This is a genomic window from Bordetella genomosp. 9, from assembly GCF_002261425.1.
In the GTDB taxonomy this organism is placed as follows: Bacteria; Pseudomonadota; Gammaproteobacteria; order Burkholderiales; family Burkholderiaceae_B; genus Bordetella_C.
The window spans coordinates 1181329-1204456 of record NZ_NEVJ01000001.1 but is presented as its reverse complement, the minus strand read 5'-3'; the positions used below and the strand labels follow the sequence as shown (position 1 = coordinate 1204456).

Here is a 23128-nt window from a genome sequence, read left to right as displayed (position 1 = left end):
GGGGAATACCCTGCCCCAAGGCGCAGCCGAACTACGGCATTCTCGCTTTTCGTGTAGTGCGGCAACGGCACCGTCCGCGCGCGGATGCGGCGGGCTTTGCCAAACGCCTCGTGGCCAAGGAAGTCCGATGGATTGGGAAACCCGATTGGAAGATACGGTGTGCGAAACCGGCCGTCCCAGCCTGGCTGTCGGCTTCGTCCTGCTGCCGAACTTCACCCTGATGGCGCTCAGCTGCTTCGTCGAAGTCCTGCGGCATGCGGCCGACAGGGGGGACCGCAGCGGCCAGTTGCTGTGTTCGTGGACCATCATGACCCACGATGGCGCCGCCGTGCTGTCCAGCTGCGGAATACGGATTACGCCGACGTGCGGACTGCTGGCTCCGAAGCGTTTCGATTATGTCGTCGTAGTGGGAGGAAAACTTCCGGAAGCCCTGGAGTACGACGGCCGCGTTCTATCGTATGTAGACCGGGCCGCGCGCGAGGGAACGGCACTGGTGGGCGCATGCACCGGATCGTTCGTGCTCGCCAAGGCGGGTCTGCTGAGAGGGGTGCGAACCAGCGTCCACTGGTACCACTACGAAGATTTCCTGAGTCATTTCCCTGGCGCCCTGCCCGTCACCGACGAGATCTTTTCCATAGATCAAGGCATCATCACATGCGCGGGAGGGGCATCGACAAGCGATCTCGCCATGTACCTGGTAGAGCGCCATTGCGGCCCGGAGCGAGCCCTGAAATGCATGAGGCAGCTGGTCCTCGCACAGCTGCGGCCCCCGGCCCATCCTCAGTTCTACTCCGTTTCCAGCGGAGCCCTGCCGGCCGACCCCCGGCTACGCAAGGCGGTCTTTCTCATGGAACGCAACCTGCGGGAGCCGCTATCCCTGGACGATCTGGCGCACAGAGTCAATGTCAGCTCACGCCAGCTTTCCAGGCTTTTCAAAAGCCATTACGCGGAAACCATTACCCAGCACTACCGGTCATTGCGCCTGACGTACGCCCGTTATCTTCTGGAGAATACCCACCACCCGCTGGAGCGGATCGCGCAGGAATGCGGATTCACCGACGCCTCGCACATGAACAGGCTGTTCCGCGCCAAGTTCTCGCTGTTACCGAGCCAATGCCGCGATTCGCAATCCGCCGACGCGTAGCAACGCACGGCTAAGGGCGCCCGTGCGCTCCGATCCTGGTCGCACCTGGTCCCCAGGTATCGGCCAGCACGTAGCCATCGGGATAGGGATCATCCGGATCGCGGCCATACTGTTCCATCGAATAGATCCATGCCCGTCCCGATATTCGAGGCACCACCGCGGCACGCGAGGCCACCTGCGTCGTGCGCGCGATCTGGCAATCGAAGCGGCTATCGATCAGGCTGTACATGACCACGTCCTCGCCCACGTCCAGCAGACCGCGCGCATGCATCACCGCCAGCCTGGCCGCGCTCCCCGTGCCGCAAGGAGACCGGTCGACGCGGCCGGGGAAAATGATATTGCAGTTACGGAATCCATCGGAGTGGGACCCGGCGAAGAGCGCATATTCGATTTCACTCACCTGCTGCAATACGGGGTGACGGACCGCGATCTGCGCGGCTGCCGCCTGCTGGATCGCCGCACCGAGCTCCACCAGTCGACGCGCCTCCGTCCGGTCCAACGCCAGGCCCAGCTGGCGCGGATCGACCAGGGCGAAATAGCAGCCCCCGAACGCGACGTCCACGGTGATCCGGCCCACCCCCGGCACATCGATCGGGTAGTCGAGATGCTCGACAAAGCTGGGCACCATCTCCAGTGACACACGCTGGCATTTCCCATCCTTGCACTGCGCGGACACCTGGATCAGGCCGGATGGCGTCTCCAGAACCAATCGGGTTTCCGGTTCGCGCATGGGCACCACGCCGGTTTCCAACAGTGCGGTGGCTACGCACATGCAATTCGATCCGGAGAGCGCGTGCGCGCCGTCCGGCTGCAGCGGGATGAACGCGACGTCCGCATCGGGGTGGATGGCGGGCAACAGTACGTTCACGGTCATCTGCGCCGCGCCCCTGGGCTCGAACAGCAGGAAGCGCAGGAGCCTATCGTCGGCGGTGTTGATGTGATGCATTTTCTCAAGCAGCGTTCTGCCTGGAATAGGCGGCAACCCGCCGGTGATGACGCGGCCAATTTCGCCTTCCGCGTGCACACCCAGTGCGGAAACCATTCGGTTCCAACGCATGGTTCTACGTCCTCATCGCGCTTCATTGAACTGCCATCAGGATAAGAGACGCGGCATTGTCTCCCGCTGGTAGATTCCGGCCATATTCGAGTATCGCCGTGACGTCGCGCCGCGTTCTAACACTGCTTGATATTGATGGCCAATCCGCCGCGCGACGTTTCCTTGTATTTGGTCTTCATGTCCTGGCCGGTCTGCCACATCGTCTGGATGACCGCGTCCAGCGATACATGGTGGGGAGCGCGGCTGCGCAACGCCAGGCGGGCCGCGTTCACCGCCTTCGCGCTTGCCACCGCGTTGCGCTCGATGCACGGTATCTGGACCAGGCCTCCCACCGGATCACAGGTCAAGCCGAGATGATGTTCCATCGCGATCTCCGCGGCCTGCTCGACCTGCCCAGGCGTCCCGCCGAGCACTTCACACAAGCCGCCCGCGGCCATGGAGCACGCCACCCCCACCTCGCCCTGGCAGCCGACCTCGGCTCCCGAGATCGATGCATTCAGCTTGTAGAGCATGCCGATGGCGGCGGCGGTCAAGAGAAAGCGACGAACCCCGCCGATATCGGCGCCGTCGATAAAGCGCATGTAGTAATGGAGGACCGAAGGAATGATGCCGGCGGCGCCATTGGTCGGCGCAGTCACAACTTTTACTCCCGCGGCGTTTTCCTCGTTTACCGCCATCGCCCAAACGTTCAGCCAGTCCATGGCGTGCAGCGCGTCCTTCGCGCCCGCGCCTTCAGAAAGGAGGAAGCCGTGAAGATCCTTCGCGCGCCTGCTCACCTTGAGCGGGCCGGGCAATTGTCCCTCGGCCATCACTCCCCGGCGCACGCAATCCTCCATCGCGCGCCAGATCGTGTCCAGGCGCGCATGGATTTCGGCCGCGGGCGTCATGCAGGCTTCGTTGGCATAGACGATTTCCGATACCGGACATTGCCGATCCTGGCACCAGCCCAGCAATTCCTGGCCCGAGCCGAAGGGATAGGGGACGCGCACGCGCGGCGAGCCATCGTCGCGGTTATCGTCGCCGTGGAGCAACGCCCCCCCACCGATCGAGTAGTAGGTCCGCTGCATCAATTCAACGGCCTCGACATCGAATGCGTGGAAGGTCAGTCCGTTGGGGTGTCGGTCCAGCGGCCTGACGCGAAAGACGATATCCGAGCGCGGATCGAAAGTTATCCGCCTGCATCCCGACAGCGCCAGGGAGTTCGTCGTGCGCAGCATCCAGAATGCCGCTGATTTCCGGCGACGTGACAGTTTCGGGCAGCTTGCCGGCCAGGCCCAGGATGACGCCCCGGTCCGTCCCATGCCCCTTGCCGGCGGCGCCCAGCGATCCATACAGCACGATGCTCACGCGGGCGACGCGTGGCAACAAGTCCGAGGCCTCCAATTCACGAACGAAAGCGCCTGCGGCGCGCATCGGGCCGACGGTATGCGAACTGGACGGACCGATGCCGATATGGAAGATATCGAAAACGCTGTAACGCGCTACCGCCGGACCGTCGGGCGGGGAAGCCGAAGTCCGCATCACCAGGCCAGCGCGTAGGCTTCCCGACGCGGGTCGGCGCCGGCATGGAACAACCGGGTATGCGGGTCCCGCAGGACGGCGCATACCGCACCGCTCATCGCGGGCAAGACAGGAATTGTCTGCACATCATGTCCCAGCGCCCGCATCGCGTCGAAGACCGTCCGCGGCATATTTGCCTCAAGGCAGAGGCGGCCCGGCATGTAGTCGTGCGGCGCGAACGAGTTGGGGAAGCTCGCGCTCGAGAACCGGGGCGCCTCGACGGCTTGCTGTACCTGCATGCCGAACTCCGTGATATTCAGAAAGACTTGCAGCATCGCCTGCGATTGCACATCGCCACCCGGCGTGCCGAAGCAAAGGTAAGGGCTGCCGTCGCGCAGCGCCATGCCGGGACTCGGCGTCAGGCGCGGTCGCTTGCCGGGCTCGACCCTGGCGGGGTGGCCGTCCTGTAGTCGCGACTGATGGCCACGCGTGGAAACCACCATGCCCAATCCCGGTACCACCGGGGCATCGTGCGATGTATCCGACAATGTCGCCGAATAGGCGTTGCCATATCGGTCCATGACGCAGGCATAGATGGTGTCCGGGGACATGCCCACGGGGCCGGAAGAAGGATTGTTCGCGTCGCGCTTGCCTTTCCACACGCCATGCGCATCGCCCGGATCGGGCATTTCGCCGAAACAGGCATCGGGTCGGATACGCGCACGCTGCGCCCGCGCATAGGCATCCGAAAGCAGCGTCGCCGTCGGGACATCCACGAACTTCGGATCTCCGATGTACGCTTCGCGATCCGCGAAGGACAGATTCAGGGCCTCCGTCAGAAGATGCACATAGGCTGGAGAGTTCTGACCAAGCGCGCGCAGATCGTCATGCTCGAGCAGCTTGAGCGTTTGCAGCAGTACGATGCCCTGGCACCAGGTATCGCAGGAGTGGACCTCCGTGCCATGGTAGACAGCGTGAATGCTGTCCTCGGGCTCCACTTCGAACGCGGCCAGGTCCTCATGGCGTAGGAATCCCCCGCTTTCCCGCTGAAACCGGACGATCGCGTCGGCGATCGGTCCTCGGTAGAAATGGTCATGCACCGCCCGCAGCTTCTTGTCGCGATCGCCATGCGCGCCGCGCTCGGCCTCGACCAGGCGTTGCAGTGTCCGGGCAAGATCGCGCTGGACGAACAGCTCGCCGACACCAGGCGTGCGCCCATCCGGGACGAAGATCTCCCTGCTCGACGGCCAGCGCTCGTATCTCCATTTGGCCTGGCGCAGGCTTTCCGCCAGAAAGGGATACGTGGCGTAGCCATCCCGCGCAAGCTCGAGGGCAGGCGCCACGGCGTCGGCGAAGGAGATCGTCCCGTACCTGCGCAAGGCGGTAATGTGGGTGGCCGGCGCGGCCGGGACAACCGTGCGCAGCACTCCGTCCGGCACGGAAAACCCATCCCCTTCGGCGAGCAGGCGCCGGATATCCGTAGCGGCCGGCCAGTGCCCCAGGCCTGGCAGGGATACGACGCGGCCAAGCTGCTGCACATAGATCAGCGTCGGCGCCACCCCGGCAACCGATACGATGTCCGGCTGCAGCACCGCGAGCGCGAATGCAGCCGTCACGCCCGCATCGATCGCATTGCCGCCGGCGTCCAGCACCCGATTGGCGGCTATGCTCGCCAGATAGTGTCCGGTCGAGACCGCATGCTGCCTTCCCATGGGAGTCGGCCGCATGCTGACGGCGGGGATCGCCAGCGATACAGGTCCGCTTTCGGCTTGCTTGGCATGTTCCATTTATCAACCCCTGAGGCTCAGTAGCGCAGGTTTGCCTGCTGGATCGGCTTGTAGGCGTCGAGCAACATCAGCATGACGTACTCCGCGAAGCTGCGCCTGACGATCAGGTCATATATTCCGCAGCCGCCGGCGCAGACAATGACCGGCGCCTTGAAAAGGACGCTTTGTGCGCACTCGCCCATGGCGAACGCCCGGGCGCTCAGGTCCAGCGGGCAGCCACGCGAAAGGACGAGCGGCGCTTTCCTGCCGCTCAGGGTCACGCTGGTATAGCCGCTGGTCACGTCGACAACCGAATAATGCCCCGGGCCCAGCGCATGCCGGAGCCTGTCTTCCATATCGCGTGCCGACCGGACAGCGGATGCAAGCATCCATTCGTCAGGCCCCAGCCAGATGGCGCGGATATCGGCGCCTTGCGTGAAAGTATTCGGCCGAAGCGGCAAGCCGATGCCTAGTACGGAAGCTGCGCGCGCGTGCAGGGCTTCATCCTCGGGCGAGGCGCGGAAGATGCAGAAACCGACCAACGGGCGGCCCTGCACCTGGAATTCCCCATTTGGCACGCCATGCTCCGCCAGCAGGTGTCCAATACCCGCCAACGGCGATTCATGCCGGGGAGCCGTCCAGGCGGCTTGCTGTTCACTCAACATTTTGGCGCAGCCCCTCTTTATCGAAAAACACGGTATCGCCGACTTTCGCGGCAACGTGGGTGCCATTCGCCAGACCGACCATCACGGTCTGGCCCTTCATGTTCGACCCGTTGCGCAACATGGCCAGGGCGATGGACCGTTGCAGTATCGGACTGAAATAGCTGGACGTGACATGACCGGCGGACTTGAAGCCGTGTCCGGCGGCATGGCCAGGGCCGTCCGCCGGCAGGACTTGGCTCCCCTCGGGCAGCACCAAGGCGGCGTCTTCAGTCAGCAAGCCGACGTACTGCCGTCTTCCTTCACCCGCCGTATCCATGCGGGTCAATGATCTCTTCCCCAGGCATTCCTTGTTCCTCGATACCATCGCGCCCATGCCCATGTCGGCCGGCGTCATCGATCCATCCGTATCCTGGCCGACGATGATGAAGCCTTTTTCCGCGCGCAGCACGTGCAGCGCTTCGGTCCCGTAGGGAACGATGCCGTGTTCCGCCCCCGCGGCCATGAGCGCTTCCCATACCGCCCGCCCATAGTCGGCCGGCACGTTGACTTCATAGGCCAGCTCGCCCGAAAAACTGATACGCATGACGCGGGCGGAGACGCCGGCGACAGTGCCTTCGCGATAGCTCATGAAGGGAAAGGCCGCATTGTCGAAGTCGATGTCGTCGCAGACCTTCCGCAGAACGGCGCGGCTGCGCGGCCCGGGTACGGCGATCGTGCACCAGTGGTCGGTCACGGAAGTCAGGCGCACCCGCATATCCGGCCATTCGGTCTGCAGCCACAGCTCCAGCCAATTCATGACGGTAGCCGCATTGCCCGTGGTCGTAGTCATGAGGAAATGTTCCTCGCCCAACCGCACCGTCACGCCATCATCGAAGATCATGCCGTTTTCGTTGAGCATCAACCCATAGCGGGCGCGGCCGACAGCGAGCTTGCTCCAGTCGTTCGTATAGACCCAATTCAGCAGCTTGACCGCGTCCGGGCCCTGGATGTCGATCTTTCCCAGCGTGGAGGCATCCAGCAAGGCCACCGAACGCCGCACGGCCAGGCATTCGCGCGCCACCGCCGCATGCATGTCCTCGCCGTGCCGGGGGTAATACCAGGGCCGTTTCCATACCCCGACGTCTTCGAATACCGCCCCGTGTTCGGCATGCCAGTCATGCAGGCAGGTTTTGCGGACAGGTTCGTGATGAAGGTCCAGATCGCGGCCGGCGAACGCACCGAAGGTCACCGGCGTGTAATTTGGGCGGAACGTCGTGGTGCCGACATCGGCGATCGGCTTGCCAAGCAGGCCGGCCAGGATCCCCATGCCGTTGATATTGCCGAGTTTTCCCTGGTCGGTGCCGAAGCCGAGCGCGGTGTACCGCTTGACGTGCTCCACCGATTCGAAGCCCTCGCGCACGGCCAGCATGATGTCGGCGGTGGTGACGTCGTTCTGGAAGTCCACGAACTGCTTCGGGCCCCGGCTCGCCGTGACGTCGTCGGTCACCCGCCACAATGGAAGAAGCGGCATCCCCTGGCCTGCGTCAACCACATTGTCCGGTTGCTGCCCTGGCGGCTCGAAGCCGCATGCGTTCGCCGCCGCCCGGCCCGCCGCCTCGCCTTCCGCCATGGCGGCGGCGAGCGCGAACGTGCCATTGGCGGCCCCGACGCTCTGTGCCCCTTGCCCGCCGGCGCCGGGAACAAAGCACGAAAGCGCTTCGTCCCATCGCGCCTTTCCACCCGACTGGCTGAACAAATGTATGGTTGGACTGAGTCCGCCGGATACGGCCACCAGGTCGCATCGCAGGACGACTTCGTCGCCCTTGCCGCTACCGGCATGCCGGCGGACCTTCACGCTACTGACGCGCTTGTCGCCCGACGCCGCAACCACGACCGAATCGTTGTACATCGCCACGCGCGCTTGGCGCGCCGCTTCGAACAGTGCCCCGTGGCCAGGCTTGCGTGGATCGACGACGGACACGGCGGCGCCTACCGCCGCCAGTGCGCACGCGGTACGGTAGCCTTCATCGTTGTTGCAGAAGACCACGACGTTGCGACCGGGCAGCACACCGTAGCGATGGATATACGATGATACGGCTGACGCCAGCATGATGCCGGGCAGGTCGTTGTTTCCAAACACGATGGGACGCTCATGGGCGCCCGTCGCCAGGACGACGCGCCTTGCGCGGATTTTCCACAGCAACTCGCGCGTGCCGATGCGCCGGTCGAGCGGCAGATGGTCGTGCAGCCGCTGCGTCACGGTGACCAGGTTGTGGTCATGATAGCCAAAGGCGGTGCTCCGGTTGAGTATCGTGACGGAGGTCGAGGCCGCGAGCTGCTGGCAGGCCCTGGCGATCCATGCCGCGGACGACTGCTCCCCTATCGCCCGAGGACTGGACAACAGGAAGCCGCCCGGCGCCGGCTGGTCGTCGACCAGGATGATTCTTGCGCCGCTGCGCGCTGCGGCCAGCGCGGCCGAAAGCCCCGCGACACCGCCTCCCACGATCAGCACATCGCAATGCGCGAACCGCTTGTCGTATCGCGACGGGTCGCGTGCCGCCGGCGATGTCCCCAGGCCAGCGGCGTCGCGAATGCGGCGTTCGTACCTGGGCCAGAAGGACCGCGGCCACATGAAGGTCTTGTAATAGAAGCCCGCGGGCAACAAGCGCCCTATACGCTGGTTGAACGCCATGCGGTCCTTCTCCAGCGTAGGGTATGCATTGACGCTGCGCGCGGCCAACCCTTCGTACAACTCGATCTCGGTGGCCTTGGCGTTCGGCACGGTGTGCGGACCGTCTTCCAGCTGCACGATGGCATTGGGTTCTTCGGGACCCGCCGAGACGATGCCCCGCGGCCGGTGATACTTGAAGCTGCGCGCGACGAAATGCACGTCGTTCGCCAGCAGGGCCGACGCCAGGGTGTCTCCCTGGAAGCCCGTATACCGCTTTCCATTGAAGGTAAACGTGATGGGCCTGGCCCGGTCGACGTTGCCGCCGCCAGGGATTCGATTCTGTTGCTTCATTGTTTATCTTCCTGGCCGCCGTCGCCGATGGCTCGACCGGTACCGAACCGCGACGTCCGCAAAATTTCATAAGTCACGGTGTCGCGCTCCACCTTGAACCAGCGGCGGCAGCCCTGGGCGTGCAGCCATTGCTCCTCGCCTGGCCCACGGGGGTTCTTGCGCATGAACAGGTAGTCGGCCCATTCGCCGTCCGTCACGTCGGCCGACGGCGCGGGACGGCGGATATTGGCCTCGCCACCGTAGGAAAACTCGATCTCCGCGCGCGGACCGCACCATGGGCAATCGATCAGTAGCATGTCAGTTCTCCATCAGTGCGCGACGTTCGCGGCGCCATACTCATCGATCAGCCTGCCGGTGGTGAAGCGGTCCAGGCCAAACGGTGCATTCAATTCGTGCGGCCGGTCCAGCGCCACCGTATGCGCGAAGACGGTGCCCGATATCGGGGTCGCCTTGAAGCCTCCGGTCCCCCAGCCGCAGTTGAAGTAGAGGCCTTTGACGTCCGTCTTCGTGATGATCGGGCACGAGTCCGGTGTCAGGTCGACGATGCCGCCCCATTGCCTGTTCATCCGTACGCGGGAGAACACCGGGAACATCTCGACGATCGCCGTCACCGTGCTTTCTATCGTCTGGAAACTTCCGCGCTGGCCATAGCCCACGTACTGGTCGGCACCCGCGCCGATGACCAGGTCGCCCTTGTCCGATTGGCTGATGTAGGCATGCACGGCATTGGACATCACCACCGTATCGAGCACGGGCTTGATCGGCTCCGACACCAGCGCCTGCAAGGGATGGCTCTCCAACGGCAGCCGTATGCCCGCCATATCCGCCAGGACCGTCGTGTTCCCGGCCGCGACGACCGCGACCTTCCTGGCCTTGATCGTCCCTTTCTCGGTCCTCACCCCAGTGACCTGGTTGCCGTCCCGCTCGATCCCCAGCACCGCGCAGTTCTGGATAATGTCCACCCCGCCCCGGTCGGCGGCTCGGGCGTAGCCCCACGCGACCGCGTCATGCCTGGCCACACCCGCCTTCCTTTGCATGGCACCGCCCCAGACGGGGAACCGGCAATCCAGATTCAGGATCGGGATCTCGCGCCCGAGCGCTTCCCGGTCGAGATACTCCACATCGATACCGAGCAGCCGGTTCGCGTGCATGCGGCGCTGCACATCCCGGAAGTCCTTCTGCGAGTGGACCAGGCTGACCACGCCGCGCTGGCTGAACATGACGTTGTAGTTCAGGTCGGCGGACAGGTTTTCCCACAGCTTGATGCCCGCGTCGTACAAAGCCGCCGATTCTTCCCATAGATAACTGGATCGGACGATCGTGGTATTTCGCGCGGTGTTGCCGCCGCCGATCCATCCTTTCTCCACGACGGCCACATTGGTGATGCCGTGGTTCCTGGCCAGGTAGTAGGCTGTCGCCAGGCCATGCCCACCGCCGCCGACGATAATCACGTCGTATTCCTTCCGAGGTTCCGGGCTGCGCCACTGGCGCTCCCATCGTTCGTGGTACGACATGGCGTTCCTGGCGATACTGAAAATCGAGTATTTCATCGACCATTGCTCCCCGTCACCGGCACGGCACGCGTTTGCATCCTGGCCTGCTCGGCCAGGACCGCGGCGGTATAGGTGTTTTTCATCAACATGGCGATGGTCATCGGACCCACCCCTCCGGGCACGGGGGTGATAAAGGACGCGATTTCGGCCGCTTCGTCGTAGGCCACATCGCCGGCAAGCCTTTTCCGCCCGCCTTCGCCGTCGACGCGATTGATACCGACGTCGATGACGACGGCGCCCGGCTTTATCCAATCCCCCCTGACCAGACCCGGCGAGCCGGCGGCCACGACCAGGATGTCGGCCGTACGGCAGAGCTGTTCGATATCCCGCGTGTGTATGTGGGCGACGCTCACTGTGCACTCGGCGTGCATCAACAACGTCGCCATCGGCCGGCCGACGATGTTCGATTTGCCGATGACGACCGCGTTCAGGCCCTTCAAGTCATGGCCGATGGCCTGGTGTATCAGATGCATGCATCCCAACGGCGTGCAAGGGACGAATGCGCTCCGACTCGATCGCAGCGTCATGCGACCGACGTTGACCTCATGAAATCCATCGACGTCCTTGTCCGGGGCTATCTGGCAAGCGACCGCTTCCGCGGATAAATGCGGCGGAAGCGGCAGCTGCACGAGTATCCCGTGCACGGATGCATCGTCATTCAGCCCGCAGATAACGGCGGCAAGCTCCGCATCCGACGTCCGTGCGGGCAGGCGGACCTGCAGCGAAGCGTAGCCGATGCGCTCGGCCTGCCGGGCTTTGTTCGCAACGTACACCATGCTCGCCGGATCCTCGCCGACCAGGACGACCGCGAGCTTCGGCACGACGCCCGAACGCCGCATCTGTCGGGCGACGTCGGCGATCACTTCCGCCGCCGCCTCGGTGCCATTGAGCGCCTGGGCGGCGCGGGCCTTAGAAGATGACGGTGCGGTTTTCATTCAGCAGTATCCGGTGTTCGACATGAGTCTTGACGGCCTTGGCTAGTACCTGGCACTCGGTATCCCGTCCGATCGCGACCATTTCATCCGGGCTCGTCCCGTGGTCGATACGCCGGATGTCCTGTTCGATGATGGGTCCTTCGTCCAGGTCGGCGGTGACGTAATGCGCGGTCGCGCCGATAAGCTTCACTCCGCGCTCGTACGCCTGGTGGTAGGGCTTCGCGCCCTTGAAACTCGGCAGGAAGGAATGATGGATATTGATGACCTTGCCGGGCAGCCTGCGGCACAGGTCGTCGGATAAGACCTGCATATACCTGGCCAGAACCACCAGGTCCACCTGGAGGGTATCGAGCAATTCCAGGAAGATCCGCTCCTGCCGCGCCTTGTTTTCCGGCGTGATCGGCATATGGTGGAACGGGATGCTTTCGTGCTCCACCCTCGAGCGATAGACCGTGTGGTTGGACACGACCCCCACGAGTTTCAAGGGCAGCTGGTCGATGCTATTCCGGTAAAGCAGATCGTTCAGGCAATGGCCCAGCTGTGAAACCATGATCAGCACCCTGGGCTTTTCCGCAAGGTCGAAGGTCTCCATCTGCATCCCGTACCGCCGCGCAATGGGGTCCAACTGCAGATCGAGCGCTTCGTGCGACATGTCGGTTTCGCATTGGAAGCAGACTCGCATGAACAGGCGGCTGGTCGTGGGATCGACGAATTGGCCGCTTTCCGTTATGCATCCACCCAGCGTGGCGATGCATTGGCCCACCGCTCCGACGATGCCACGTTGGTCCTGGCACGTCAGCTTGAGTACGAATTTCTTCATGGCCGGCTTATTCAACTATTCCTGGGGAGAATGCCTTGATAAAGGCTGTTTATTTACTTCCACGCTTGCTATCATGAATTCAGCCAACGAAATTCACTAGCGAATTGGACGCACAACTCATTCCCATTGGGAATTCATAACCGGCCTGTCATGCTCGATATAAATGGTCCCCGCCTGTTCGCCAGGCTTCCGTCCATGGAAAACCTGGTCTGCTTCGAAGCGGTCGCCCGGTGCGGCAGCTTCACCCGGGCCGCGCAGGAGCTTTCCCTGACCCAGAGCGCGGTCAGCAAACAGATGGCAATGCTGGAGGACAGCCTCAAGACGTCGCTGTTCGACCGAGTGGGCCGTGGCATACGCCTGAGCGCGCGTGGCCGTGAACTGCAATCGGAGTTGCAGCCCCTGCTCCTTCGACTCAATGACGTGGTGGCCCGCCTGCGCAGCACCAATGCCGAGCAATCTGTCGCGGTCCGGTGTACCCAGGCGGTGGCGCATAGCTGGCTTTTCCCGCAGGTGGTTTATTTCAACCAGGACCACCCTGAAATCAATGTGAATATCATCGCCAGCAATTCGATCAACGAAGAGAGCTGCAGCGATGGATCCTTCGGCATTCTCTATGGCGATGGAAACTGGAATTCCCTGGACGCGACCCCGCTGTTTCCGGAAGTCGTCTATGCGGTCTGCCGGCCGGATCTCCCCTTGCCCCCGATCGACACCGTCGAGCAGTTGCGCGACGCGCCGCTGATCCAGCTCGACTCCCGAGAATGGAACTGCATGGATTGGCCCGCCTGGTTCAGCCAGTTCGGCGTCGAGTACACCGCCCCGACGCGCGCGCTGACATTCAACCAGGTGACACTCGTGTACAACGCGGCGCTGCAAGGACTCGGTGTGGGATTGGGATGGGACTACATGGTCCGGGAATCGATCGATCGAGGCCAGTTGCGGACAATAGGCAACTTTGCCTGCCGCACCGGCCGATACGACTATCTCGTGCATTCGCGGCACCGGACGCTCAGTCCAGCGGCCCGACTGTTCCGGGAATGGCTGCTGCAAAGGAAACCCCTCTGGGGTCAGTCATAGGTGATCGACAGTTCCTTGCCCAAGGGCACCCATTTCTTGATCTCGCCATCGATGTCCGACGAGAATCCGGCAGGTGATTCCGGTGTCAGCTGGATGCCCAGTTGGGCGAACCGTGCGGCGACATCCGGTTCCGCCAGCACACGGTTGATGCGCGTATTGAGCAGCTCGACGATCCGCGGAGAAGTGCCCGTCGGCGCGACGAAGCCGAACCACTGCATGACTTCGAATCCAGGCATGCCTTGGGATGCAAGCGGCGGGATATCGGGCGCGATGGCCGCCGGCGCCAGGCTGGTGACGCCGAGCGCCTTGAGCTTGCCCGCTTTTATCAAGGGCAAAGCCGCCGACAGGCTCGGATAGTTGAGGCTGATCATGTGGCCCACGACGTCGCTCATTGCTTGCGCAGCCGACTTGTAGGGCACGTGCATCATCGAGACGCCGAGTTTCTTTTCCACCAACGCCCCGATCAAGTGCGAATAGGTGCCTATACCGGCGCTCGAATAGGTGAGCTTTCCCGGATTCTGCCGGGCATATTCCGCCATTCCGGCCACATCCCCGAATGGCGCATCGGCTGCGGCAACCAGCACGCTCGGCGCCGCGCCGACTTTCGCCACGGCGACGAAGTCCTTGGAAGGATCATAAGGCGTTCGCTTGAAGAAGTACGGGGTGTAGGCCCAGGGCGAAGCCGCAAAAAGCAGCGTGTAACCATCCGGCTTGGCACGCAACACGTATTGAGCGCCAATGAAGCCGCCCGCCCCATCCTTGTTTTCAACGACGACGGATTGGCCTAACGCCTCCCCCAGCCTGGCGCCGATCAGGCGGGCGTAGGTGTCGCTTGCGCTGCCGGCTGAGAATGGCACCACTACCGTAATGGCTCGTTCGGGATAGGCGGGCTCGCCACGGGCCCCGATGGACCAGGCAAGGAAAGCGAGCGCAAAAGCTCCTCCCAGGAACTTGGAAATTCGATTGTTCAAGATAGCCCCTTGTATGAATGCATGGCGGGCCGTTGGCGCCCGATGCAACCGTTATCTCGGTGAAGACAGCATACAAATGCGGGGCTGGCAGGACTAATGAAAGAATCGCACAACTCATTCCAGCGAGAAATGTGTCGCGCGTCCGCCGGCAATGGCCGCGCCCGGGTGCGCCGCGGCGCAGGTCCTTTTAAGCGGCCGGACACTAGAATCCCGGTGATCTCACCACCAATGCCAGACTGCCGAGTTCGATTCCGCCGTGTCCGTCACCACCCCGGGTAAGTCCCGAGCCAGCCAACCCTCCGCCGAACCCGTCGCCGGGGGGCTCGCCCACGACCGCATCGACGCCCGCGTATGGAAAACCGCCAGCGTGGTGATGCTGGCGCCGCTGATGGCGCAGCTCGATTCGACCGTGGTGAACGTATCGCTGTCGACGCTGGCGCAGGCGCTCAATACGGACCTGGCCACCATCCAATGGGTGTCCAGCGGCTATCTGCTGGCCCTGGCCTTGACGCTGCCGCTGACCGGGTGGCTGGTGGACAGGATGGGCGCGAAGCGGATGTACCTGATCTGCTTTTCCATCTTCACGCTGACCTCGCTGTTCTGCGGCATCGCCACCGATGCCAACGGGCTGATCGTGTCGCGCGTCCTGCAGGGCATGGCGGGAGGACTGCTCACACCGATGACGCAAATGATGATGGCGCGCGCGGCGGGGCGGCACATGGCGCGCGTCATGGGCTTCGCGGTCATGCCGGTGATGATCGGGCCCATCCTCGGCCCCACGTTGGCGGGCCTGATCCTGCAACATGCCGGGTGGCCCTGGATCTTCCTGATCAACCTGCCGGTGGGCGTGCTGGCCATCCTGCTGGCCTGGCGCGTGCTGCCGGCGGACGGCGACCTGCGGGTGCGGCGGGGCTTCGACGCGATCGGCTTCCTGTTGCTGGCGCCCGGGCTGGCCATGCTGCTGCACAGCCTGGAAGCGCTGGCGAACACGGATAACGGGGCGGCCAGCGTGAACGGGCTGGAACTGGCCATCGCCGTGCTCCTCCTGGCGGTCTTCCTGCTGCACGCGCTGCGCCGCGGCGCGAAGGCCCTGATCGATATCCGCCTGTTTCGCGCGCGGTCGTTCGCGCCTTCGGCCGCCACCCAGTTCCTGACAAACTGCATGACCTTCGGCGGCCAGTTGCTGTTCCCGCTATACCTGATCAGCGCGCGGGGCTACAGCCCGTCGCGCGCCGGCATCCTGCTGGCGGCGATGGGCATCGGACTGCTTTGCGCGTTTCCGTGGATGGGCCGGCTGACGGACCGCTACGGCGCGCGCCGCGTCTCGACGGCGGGCGCGCTGATCGGGCTGGCCGGTACCGTGCCCTTCATGCTGGTCGGCGTCTACGAAATGCCGGACACGCTGATCTGCCTGCTGCTGTGGCTGCGCGGCGTGGGCCTGGGTTCGATCAACATCCCGTCCATGTCATCCGCCTATGCCAGTATTCCGCGCGAACAGCTGCCGGTCGCGACGACGGCGCTGAACATCGTGCAACGACTGGGCGGCCCGATCGCCACGACCTGCCTCGCCATCTGGCTGCACGCCAGCCTGGCCGCGCACCAGGCCGACGCGCCGCCGGCGTTCTCCAGCACCTTTGCGGCCTTCTGCCTGATACACGCGTTGGGCGTGGTGGCCGCATGGACGATTCCGGCACGGCGCGGGGCTTGACCGCCCTGGCTCAACCGCCGTCCGTCCTCGGCTCCGCCACCTGCGACGCTTCCATCAGCCACTGCCGGAAAGCCTGCAGGATAGGCAGCTTGGATTTGGTCTCGGGATAACACAGGTAATACCCTTGACGGGCGCGCAGCCGCAGATCGATGACCGGCGCCAGTTTGCCGTCGCGCAGTTCGTCCTCGATCAGGCAGCGCGGGATCAGGGCAATGCCGAAACCCGCCGCCGCGGCCTGGGACAGCAGGTTGTACTGATCGAAGCGGGCGCCTTCCCGCGTGCGGCGGGTATCGCAACCGGCCTGCGCGAACCAGTCGGTCCAGCCATCCAGCGCCGAGGTGTGATGCATCAGCGGTTGCTTGAGCAATTCCTCCGGCGTCGCGCAGGGGCGCGGGAAAAGCCTGGGACTGCCCACCGGCACGATGTCACGGCCGACGATATAGTCGGCCCCGCTACCCGGCCATACGCCTTCGCCGAAGCGCACGGCGGCATCCAGTTCCGGCGTCGAAAAGTCATAGCCCTGGCGGTGCGGCAGGAACTCGACGTGGATGTCGGGACGCAGGCGCATGAAACCGGCCAGGCGTGGAATCAGCCAGCGCGCGCCGAAGGTCGGCATGCTGGTCAGATGCAGCATGCCGCCCTGGCCCTGGTGCGAGATCAGTTCCAGCGTTGCCGCTTCGAGCTGCCCCAGGCCGACCTGGATCTTGGCGAGGTAGGCCTGTCCGGCTTCCGTCAGCACCAGGCCATGCCTGAGCCGCAGGAATAGCTCGACGCCGACGAATTGCTCCAGTTGCTTGACCTGCTTGCTCACCGCGCCCTGCGTGACGGACAGTTCCTGGGCGGCGCGCGTGAAACTACCGTGGCGGGCAGCCATTTCGAAGGCCTGCAGATCGGTCAGGGAAGGGCAAAGGCGGCGCATGAATAAGGGTCGTAAGGATGGGCACAAGCCATCAGGTATGAAATATTTTCATAGCATAAGGAGAATTCTTCGTTTGCACAATTTGTTGCGCAAGCCAAGAATCGCCGGGGCTCATCAAGCGCCCATATATCCAGAACACCTTCCACAAGGGATCTCCATGTTTTCCAAGCAACGCCTCCTCGGGCTGGCCGCCGTCGCCGCCATGGCCGCCCTGCCGCTCGTGGCTCACGCCGACGACGCCTACCCCAGCAAGCCCATCCGCCTGATCGTGCCCTTCCCGCCCGGGGGCACGACCGACATCATCGGCCGCCTGTTCGCCGACAAGCTGGGCCGTGAACTGGGCCAGACCGTGGTGGTCGAGAACCGCGGCGGCGCGGGCGGCTCCATCGGCAGCGCGGCCATCGCCAGCAGCACGCCGGACGGCTACACGCTCGGCATCGCCACCGCCAGCACCCACGGCATCAACCCGGCCGTGTACGCCAAGCTGCCGTTCGACGCCGAAAAGGACTTCACGCCCATCACCAACCTGGCGGCGGTGCCGAATATCATGGCCATCAACCCCAAGCTCGGCGTGAAGAACATGGCCGACTTCATCAAGCTGGCCAAGAGCGAGCCGGGCAAGCTGACGTACGCCTCGGCCGGAAACGGTTCGGTGTCGCACATGATGGGCGAACTGTTCAAGATGGCCTCGGGCACCAACCTGGTCCACGTGCCGTACCGCGGCGTGGGTCCGGCCTTGAACGACGTGCTGGCGGGCCAGGTCGACGTCATGTATGACAACCTGCCCTCGACGCTGCCGCACGTGCAGGCCAACCGCCTGATCGCCATGGCCGTGGCCGCGCCCCAGCGGGTCAAGGCCCTGCCGGACGTGCCGACCTTCGCCGAAGTCGGCCTGCCCGCTGTCAACGACGCGTCGTGGTTCGGCCTGGTCGGCCCGGCCAAGCTGCCGAAGGCCGTGGTCGACAAGCTGAACGCCGCCGTCGCCAAGGTGGAAGGCGAAGAAGACGTGAAGGCCCGCCTGGAAGCGCTGGGCGCCGCGCCGGCCAACAACACGCCGGAAGCGTTCGCCAAGCAGATCGACGCCGAGATCACCAAGAACAAGCGTGTGGCCGCCGAAGCCCACGTCAAGGTCGACTGACCGTAGCCACGGGCCGCGGGACGACACGCCCCGCCGCCCGTCTTCCCGAATACCATAGCCATCACCATGCTGAAAACCCAGCCGCTTTCCTACCGCCTCCATGCGCCGGACAATTACCCGGCCACTTCCGTCTCCGCTCCCCTGGTCCTCGATTCGCCGCACAGCGGCACCACCTATCCCCCCGACTTCGCGCCCGCCATCGATTTCGGCGCGTTGCGCACCGCGGAGGACACCTGGATCGACGATCTCTGGAGCGGGGCGCTGGCGTTCGGCGTGCCCATGGTGGCGGCGTCCTTTCCGCGCGCCTATATCGACGCCAACCGCGCGGCCGATGAAATCGACGCGCTATTGCTGGACGCGCCCTGGGATGGGCCGCTGAACGAGACGGGCAAGGTCAAGCTGGGCAAGGGACTGATCTGGCGCATGCTGGACGACGGCACCCCGCTGTACACGCGCAAGCTGAGCGTGGCGGAAGTCCACCATCGGATCGACGCGTGCTGGAAGCCTTACCACCAGGCCGTGGCGCAGCTGCTCGACGCCGCCCACCAGCGCTTCGGCAAGGTGTGGCACATCAACTGCCACTCCATGCCCAGCGTGGCGGGCGCCTACGCCACCGACAAGCCCGGGCTGGTCCATCCCGACTTCGTGCTGGGCGACCGCGACGGCAGCACCAGCGCGCCGGAATTCCGCCAGTTCGTGGCGGGCTGGCTGCGCGACAAGGGCTACGACGTGGCCGAGAACGACCCCTACAAGGGCGTCGAGCTGGTGCGCGCCTTCGGCCATCCGGCCGCCGGCCGGCACAGCCTGCAGATCGAAGTCAACCGCAAGCTCTACATGGACGAAGTCACCCTGCGTCCGCATGAAGGCTATGCGCGCCTGCAGGCCGACCTGCGCGGCTTGAGCGAGGCCCTGGTGGCCTGGATGCGCGGCCAGATCGCCTGATCCGGCCTGGATCGCTCGCGGCGTTCACGCCAGCGGAAACGGCGACGCCACGACCGGCTCGGTCTGCCGGATCTGCTCGATGAAGTGCCGCACCGTGGGCGTACGCTCGTGGCGCCGGTAGAGCGCCGCGATCGTGGATGGAATGTCCGCCCCGGCGACCTGCCGGAACACGACGTTGGGCAAAGCGAGCACGTCCTTGACGATGCTGGGCAGCACGGCGACGCCGACGCCCAGGGACACGTGGGTCACCACCGCGAGCAAGGAACCCGGCACGGCGCCTATGCGTGGCGTGAAGCGGCCGCGCCTGGCGACTTCGCGCAGGCCGAGGTCCTGCTCGGGGACGATGAAGTCCTCGTCCGCCAGGTCGCGAGCCTTGACCGCGGGTCCGTGCCGGCGTCCGCCGGTGCCGGCCAGGCGATGGCCGGACGGCAAGGCCAGGCAGAAACCGTCGCGCACCAGGACGTGGCTGGCGATGCCCCCCGGCAGGGGAACCGGCAGGCGGACGAAGCCAATGTCCACCGTGCCGGCGTCGATGCACGCGGCCACCTGGTCCATGGGCAGTTCGCGCGCGTGCAGCGTCACGTCCGGCCAGTCCGCGCGAAAGCGTTGCATCTGGTGCTGCAGGACGCCGGAAAAGGCAGCGGAACCGACGTAGCCCAAGGCGATGCGTCCAAGCTGCCCGCGGCCCGCGCGACGCCCCACATTGACGGCCCGGTCGAAGCGGTCGAGCACCGCGAGCGTTTCCGCCAGGAAGGCGACGCCGGCCTGCGTCAAGGCCACGGACCGCTTGGTGCGGTCGAACAATCGCGCCTGCAATGCACGCTCCAGCTCCTGGATCTGCAGCGTCAAGGTGGACGAGGAGACGCCCAGTTCTTCCGCTGCCTTGGCGAAGTGCAGCGCGCGGGCCGCGACGACGAACGAGCGCAGATGGCGCAACTCCATGGCGAGCTCCTGTATTCGATTTTTTCGAATTATCTTGCCTGAGTAGTTCATTGAACTCAATCATTCCCCGTGCTGCAATGTTCCGTTCCGCCCCCCCACCGAGGCAGCCATGGAAGCCACCCTCCCCGCCCGGCCGGCCAGCAGGCAGACCGCGATCCTGTTGATCGCATCGCTCGGTTGCGCGATGACGGTGCTCGACACCAATGTCGTGGGCATCGTGCTGCCGACGATCGCGCGCGACCTGCAGGCGACCTTCGCCGAGATCGAATGGGTGATCAGCGCCTACGTCCTGTGCTTCGCGTCGCTGCTGCTGCCGGCGGGCTCCATCGCCGACCGCTACGGCCGCAGGCGTGTATTCCTGTGCGGGATTGTGTTGTTCGCGCTGGCCTCGCTGGCCTGCGGGCTGGCGCCGTCGCCGGCGGCGCTGTACGCGGCGCGCGCCGCGCAGGGCGCCAGCGCGGCTTTCCTGCTGGCGCCCGCGCTGGCGATCGTCGGCCACGCCTTTCATGACGAGCATGCGCGGGGACGCGCATGGGCGGTGTGGGGCGCCATCATGGGCCTGACCATGGTCCTGTCGCCCTTGCTGGGCGGCGTCATCAACAGCCTGCTGGGATGGCGCTGGGCCTTCCACGTCAACGTGCCGATCTGCGCGGTGCTCGGCGTGGCCGTATTCCGGCGCGTCGACGAATCGCGCGATCCCACGCCGCGGCCTTTGGACTTCGCGGGTATCGCGCTGTTCGCGTCGGCCATGTTCGCGGTGACCTGGGCTCTGATACTCGGGCCGGGACACGGCTGGGGCAGCGCCGCCGTACTGGGCCGCGCGGCGATCGGGGTGATGCTGTTTTTCGCCTTCTGCCTGGTGGAGCGCGCGCGGCCGCATCCCATGCTGGACCTGGCCTTGTTCAAGGCCTGGCCTTTCGTCGGCGCGGTCATCGCCATGTTCGCCTATGCCTCATCGGCCCAGGTCATGGCTTCCGTGCTGCCCCTGTTCCTGCAGAACGGGCGGGGCGACAGCGCGCTTGCGGCAAGCGTCGGCATGTTGCCCTTCGCCCTGGCGATGCTGGTCTTTCCCCAGGTCGGGCGGCGCCTGTCGCGGTGGCTGGACGGCAAGGACATCCTGGCGCTGGGGCTGGCTGTCGTCGCCCTGGGCAACGCGATCATGGCCTACGCGGCGCTGCAGGCCGGCCAGGGCGTCGTGATCGCGGGAATGGCGCTGCTGGGGACCGGCGGCGGCCTGCTCAATGGCGAAACGCAGAAGGCCATCATGGGCAATGTCCCGCCGCACCGGGCGGGCATGGCGTCCGGCATCAGCACGACGGCCCGCTTTTCCGGCATCCTGCTGGGCTTCGCCGGCCTGGGGGCGGTGCTGGCGAGCAATACCGGCGCGGCCATCCGCGCGGCGACGGAGGCGGCACGCCTGCCTGTCGACGACGCCTTCATCGGACGCGTGGTGGCAGGCGACATCCAGGGCGCGATCGCCGCCTATCCGTCCAGTGCGTGGGATGCGCTGGGCGCCATCGCCCGCCTTGCCTACGGCGCCGGCTTTTCCGGTGCATTCCTGCTGGCCGCCGGTAGCGCGGCAATCTGCGCGGTTGCCGTCTTTCTGGCTATGGGACGATCAGGCAAGCGCGCTACGCTGTCCGGATAGGAATGACGGTCGATCTGACGTTCCAGGGTAGCGATATCGATCTCATTCACGCCGTGGCGGATGAAGTGATCTTTCCAGCCCGCCACCACCTTTCGATATTGAAGGCGATCATGTGTCAACATCCGAGGTACCGTTGGTCGGCGACGGTAGTTGGTACAGCGGCGGGCGCTTGCGCACGGAGCGCGACTTGGCCGCGCGGATAGCGTCTTCCAGCGCGCCCCTGTCGTGCTCGGGGGCCGCGATTTCGGCGAGCACCTGAGCACGCCCCATCATCCATAACGCCGTCGCGTAAACACCCATCGAAACGCTGGGATCGCCCTTTTCCATGCGTATAAGCGTGGGCTCAGAAACCCCTATTCGCTGAGCCCAGGACCTTAAGGGTTCGCGGCGACGCTTGCGGGCGATAGCCAGGTCCTCGCCCAGCGCCCGCAGGTTCGCGAGCACGGACGGGGGCATGGTATCGAGCGCGGCAGATCGCTTTGACATAACATATATTTTATTATTTTCAGAAAAATACTCAATTTTATGTTAATTGCGCGAAGCGGCATGCCCTGCGGCGCGCAGCCATCCCAGGCCAGCGCGGGTGCCGTTGGCCGGGCGGTATTCGCAGCCTATCCAACCGTCGTAGCCCAGTTCGTCGAGCACGCGGAACAGATGGGGATAGTTGACTTCGCCCGCGTCCGGTTCGTGGCGGGCGGGGACGCCGGCGATCTGCATATGCCCTATCCGGCCGGTGGGTAGATATTGGCGGATACGCATTTCCAGATCGCCTTCGACGATCTGGCAGTGGTACAGATCCATCTGGACTTTCAGGTTGGGCGCGCCGACCGCGTCGATGGCGGCGTGGGCGTCCGCCTGCCGGTTGAGGAAATAGCCGGGGATATCCCGCGTGTTGATGGGTTCGATCATCACGTCGCGGCCGGCCTTCGCGGCGGTCTCGGCGGCCCAGGCCAGGTTGCGGACGTAGGTTTCGCGCAGGCTGGCGCGATCGGCGTCGGCCGGCGCCAGGCCGGCCATGACATGGATACGCGGACACGATAGGACTTCGGCGTAGTCCAGCGCCCGCTCGATACCGTCGCGGAATTCCGCTTCGCGGCCGGGCAGGCAGGCCAGGCCGCGTTCGCCGGCGTCTTCCCTGCCGGGCGGGCCGTTGAACAAGGCCTGGGTCAGGCCGTTATCCCGCAGGCGAGCGGCCAGTTCGCTTGCCGGCCAGGCGTAGGGGAACAGGCACTCCACGCCTTTGAATCCATCTTGCGCGGCGGCCTGGAAACGGTCCAGGAAGCCGTATTCGTTGTACAGCAGGCTGATATTCGCGGCGAACTTCAACATAGTTGGTCCTTGG

General features: G+C 64.7%; 19 protein-coding genes and 1 pseudogene. 6 read left to right on the top strand and 14 right to left on the bottom strand.

Features of this window, described 5'->3' with window-relative positions; genetic code table 11:
- Positions 1–127: 127 nt before the first annotated feature.
- A complete protein-coding gene (locus CAL26_RS05530; RefSeq protein WP_094845874.1) occupies positions 128–1144 on the top strand; it encodes a GlxA family transcriptional regulator in 1017 nt (338 codons plus the stop codon).
- A 10-nt stretch (positions 1145–1154) separates the two neighbouring features.
- On the opposite strand, the gene CAL26_RS05525 is transcribed toward CAL26_RS05530, so the two are convergent.
- The 9 genes and pseudogenes from CAL26_RS05525 to purU all read right to left on the bottom strand — a co-directional run bounded on the left by CAL26_RS05525 (position 1155) and on the right by purU (position 12441).
- Positions 1155–2186 (bottom strand): proline racemase family protein, encoded by a 1032-nt coding sequence (locus CAL26_RS05525; protein ID WP_256987986.1) that lies wholly within the window; start codon positions 2184–2186, stop codon positions 1155–1157.
- A 131-nt stretch (positions 2187–2317) separates the two neighbouring features.
- Positions 2318–3722 (bottom strand): annotated as a pseudogene (locus CAL26_RS05520) (L-serine ammonia-lyase).
- Positions 3722–5488 carry a gamma-glutamyltransferase family protein gene (locus tag CAL26_RS05515; RefSeq protein WP_094845872.1) on the bottom strand — a complete coding sequence of 589 codons (1767 nt, stop codon included), beginning with the start codon at positions 5486–5488 and terminating at the stop codon, positions 3722–3724. Before CAL26_RS05515 ends, CAL26_RS05520 begins: the two are co-directional and overlap by 1 nt.
- A gap of 17 nt (positions 5489–5505) precedes the next feature.
- Positions 5506–6198, bottom strand: a complete 693-nt coding sequence (locus tag CAL26_RS05510) for a sarcosine oxidase subunit gamma (protein WP_094845871.1) — start codon at positions 6196–6198, stop codon at positions 5506–5508.
- On the bottom strand, positions 6122–9133 hold the full coding sequence (locus tag CAL26_RS05505; RefSeq protein WP_094845870.1) for a sarcosine oxidase subunit alpha family protein: 3012 nt from the start codon (positions 9131–9133) through the stop codon (positions 6122–6124). Before CAL26_RS05505 ends, CAL26_RS05510 begins: the two co-directional genes overlap by 77 nt.
- Positions 9130–9429 (bottom strand): sarcosine oxidase subunit delta, encoded by a 300-nt coding sequence (locus CAL26_RS05500; protein WP_094845869.1) that lies wholly within the window; start codon positions 9427–9429, stop codon positions 9130–9132. The genes CAL26_RS05505 and CAL26_RS05500 overlap by 4 nt, the downstream gene beginning before the upstream one ends.
- A gap of 12 nt (positions 9430–9441) precedes the next feature.
- On the bottom strand, positions 9442–10683 hold the full coding sequence (locus CAL26_RS05495; protein ID WP_094845868.1) for a sarcosine oxidase subunit beta family protein: 1242 nt from the start codon (positions 10681–10683) through the stop codon (positions 9442–9444).
- A complete protein-coding gene (locus tag CAL26_RS05490; protein WP_094845867.1) occupies positions 10680–11621 on the bottom strand; it encodes a bifunctional 5,10-methylenetetrahydrofolate dehydrogenase/5,10-methenyltetrahydrofolate cyclohydrolase in 942 nt (313 codons plus the stop codon). The genes CAL26_RS05495 and CAL26_RS05490 overlap by 4 nt, the downstream gene beginning before the upstream one ends.
- On the bottom strand, positions 11596–12441 hold the full coding sequence (gene purU / locus CAL26_RS05485; protein ID WP_094845866.1) for a formyltetrahydrofolate deformylase: 846 nt from the start codon (positions 12439–12441) through the stop codon (positions 11596–11598). Before purU ends, CAL26_RS05490 begins: the two co-directional genes overlap by 26 nt.
- Positions 12442–12636: 195 nt before the next feature.
- Here purU and CAL26_RS05480 point away from each other — a divergent pair, with 195 nt between their 5' ends.
- Entirely contained in the window at positions 12637–13518 is an 882-nt protein-coding gene (locus tag CAL26_RS05480; protein ID WP_218831502.1) for a LysR substrate-binding domain-containing protein, read from the top strand.
- On the opposite strand, the gene CAL26_RS05475 is transcribed toward CAL26_RS05480, so the two are convergent.
- Positions 13509–14489: a Bug family tripartite tricarboxylate transporter substrate binding protein gene (locus tag CAL26_RS05475; protein ID WP_179283261.1), complete on the bottom strand. Its 981-nt coding sequence runs from the start codon at positions 14487–14489 to the stop codon at positions 13509–13511. The two genes, CAL26_RS05480 and CAL26_RS05475, sit on opposite strands and share 10 nt — an antisense overlap.
- A gap of 256 nt (positions 14490–14745) precedes the next feature.
- Here CAL26_RS05475 and CAL26_RS05470 point away from each other — a divergent pair, with 256 nt between their 5' ends.
- Positions 14746–16197 carry a DHA2 family efflux MFS transporter permease subunit gene (locus CAL26_RS05470; RefSeq protein WP_256987983.1) on the top strand — a complete coding sequence of 484 codons (1452 nt, stop codon included), beginning with the start codon at positions 14746–14748 and terminating at the stop codon, positions 16195–16197.
- 10 nt (positions 16198–16207) lie between these two features.
- On the opposite strand, the gene CAL26_RS05465 is transcribed toward CAL26_RS05470, so the two are convergent.
- Positions 16208–17116, bottom strand: a complete 909-nt coding sequence (locus CAL26_RS05465; RefSeq protein WP_094845862.1) for a LysR substrate-binding domain-containing protein — start codon at positions 17114–17116, stop codon at positions 16208–16210.
- A 157-nt stretch (positions 17117–17273) separates the two neighbouring features.
- On the opposite strand from CAL26_RS05465, the gene CAL26_RS05460 reads away from it, so the two are divergent.
- On the top strand, positions 17274–18254 hold the full coding sequence (locus CAL26_RS05460) for a Bug family tripartite tricarboxylate transporter substrate binding protein (protein ID WP_094845861.1): 981 nt from the start codon (positions 17274–17276) through the stop codon (positions 18252–18254).
- Between the two features lie 66 nt (positions 18255–18320).
- The gene (locus CAL26_RS05455) at positions 18321–19196 is read left to right on the top strand and encodes an N-formylglutamate amidohydrolase (RefSeq protein ID WP_094845860.1); all 876 of its coding nucleotides are present in this window, start codon (positions 18321–18323) and stop codon (positions 19194–19196) included.
- Positions 19197–19220: 24 nt separating this feature from the next.
- Here CAL26_RS05455 and CAL26_RS05450 read toward each other — a convergent pair whose 3' ends face one another.
- Entirely contained in the window at positions 19221–20138 is a 918-nt protein-coding gene (locus CAL26_RS05450) for a LysR family transcriptional regulator (protein WP_094845859.1), read from the bottom strand.
- A gap of 109 nt (positions 20139–20247) precedes the next feature.
- Between CAL26_RS05450 and CAL26_RS05445 the strand changes: the two genes are divergently transcribed.
- Entirely contained in the window at positions 20248–21786 is a 1539-nt protein-coding gene (locus tag CAL26_RS05445; protein WP_094845858.1) for an MFS transporter, read from the top strand.
- 108 nt (positions 21787–21894) lie between these two features.
- On the opposite strand, the gene CAL26_RS28545 is transcribed toward CAL26_RS05445, so the two are convergent.
- Both CAL26_RS28545 and otnI read right to left on the bottom strand, forming a co-directional pair.
- The gene (locus CAL26_RS28545) at positions 21895–22113 is read right to left on the bottom strand and encodes a hypothetical protein (protein ID WP_256987981.1); all 219 of its coding nucleotides are present in this window, start codon (positions 22111–22113) and stop codon (positions 21895–21897) included.
- A 201-nt stretch (positions 22114–22314) separates the two neighbouring features.
- Positions 22315–23115, bottom strand: a complete 801-nt coding sequence (gene otnI / locus CAL26_RS05435; RefSeq protein ID WP_094845856.1) for a 2-oxo-tetronate isomerase — start codon at positions 23113–23115, stop codon at positions 22315–22317.
- Positions 23116–23128: the final 13 nt, after the last annotated feature.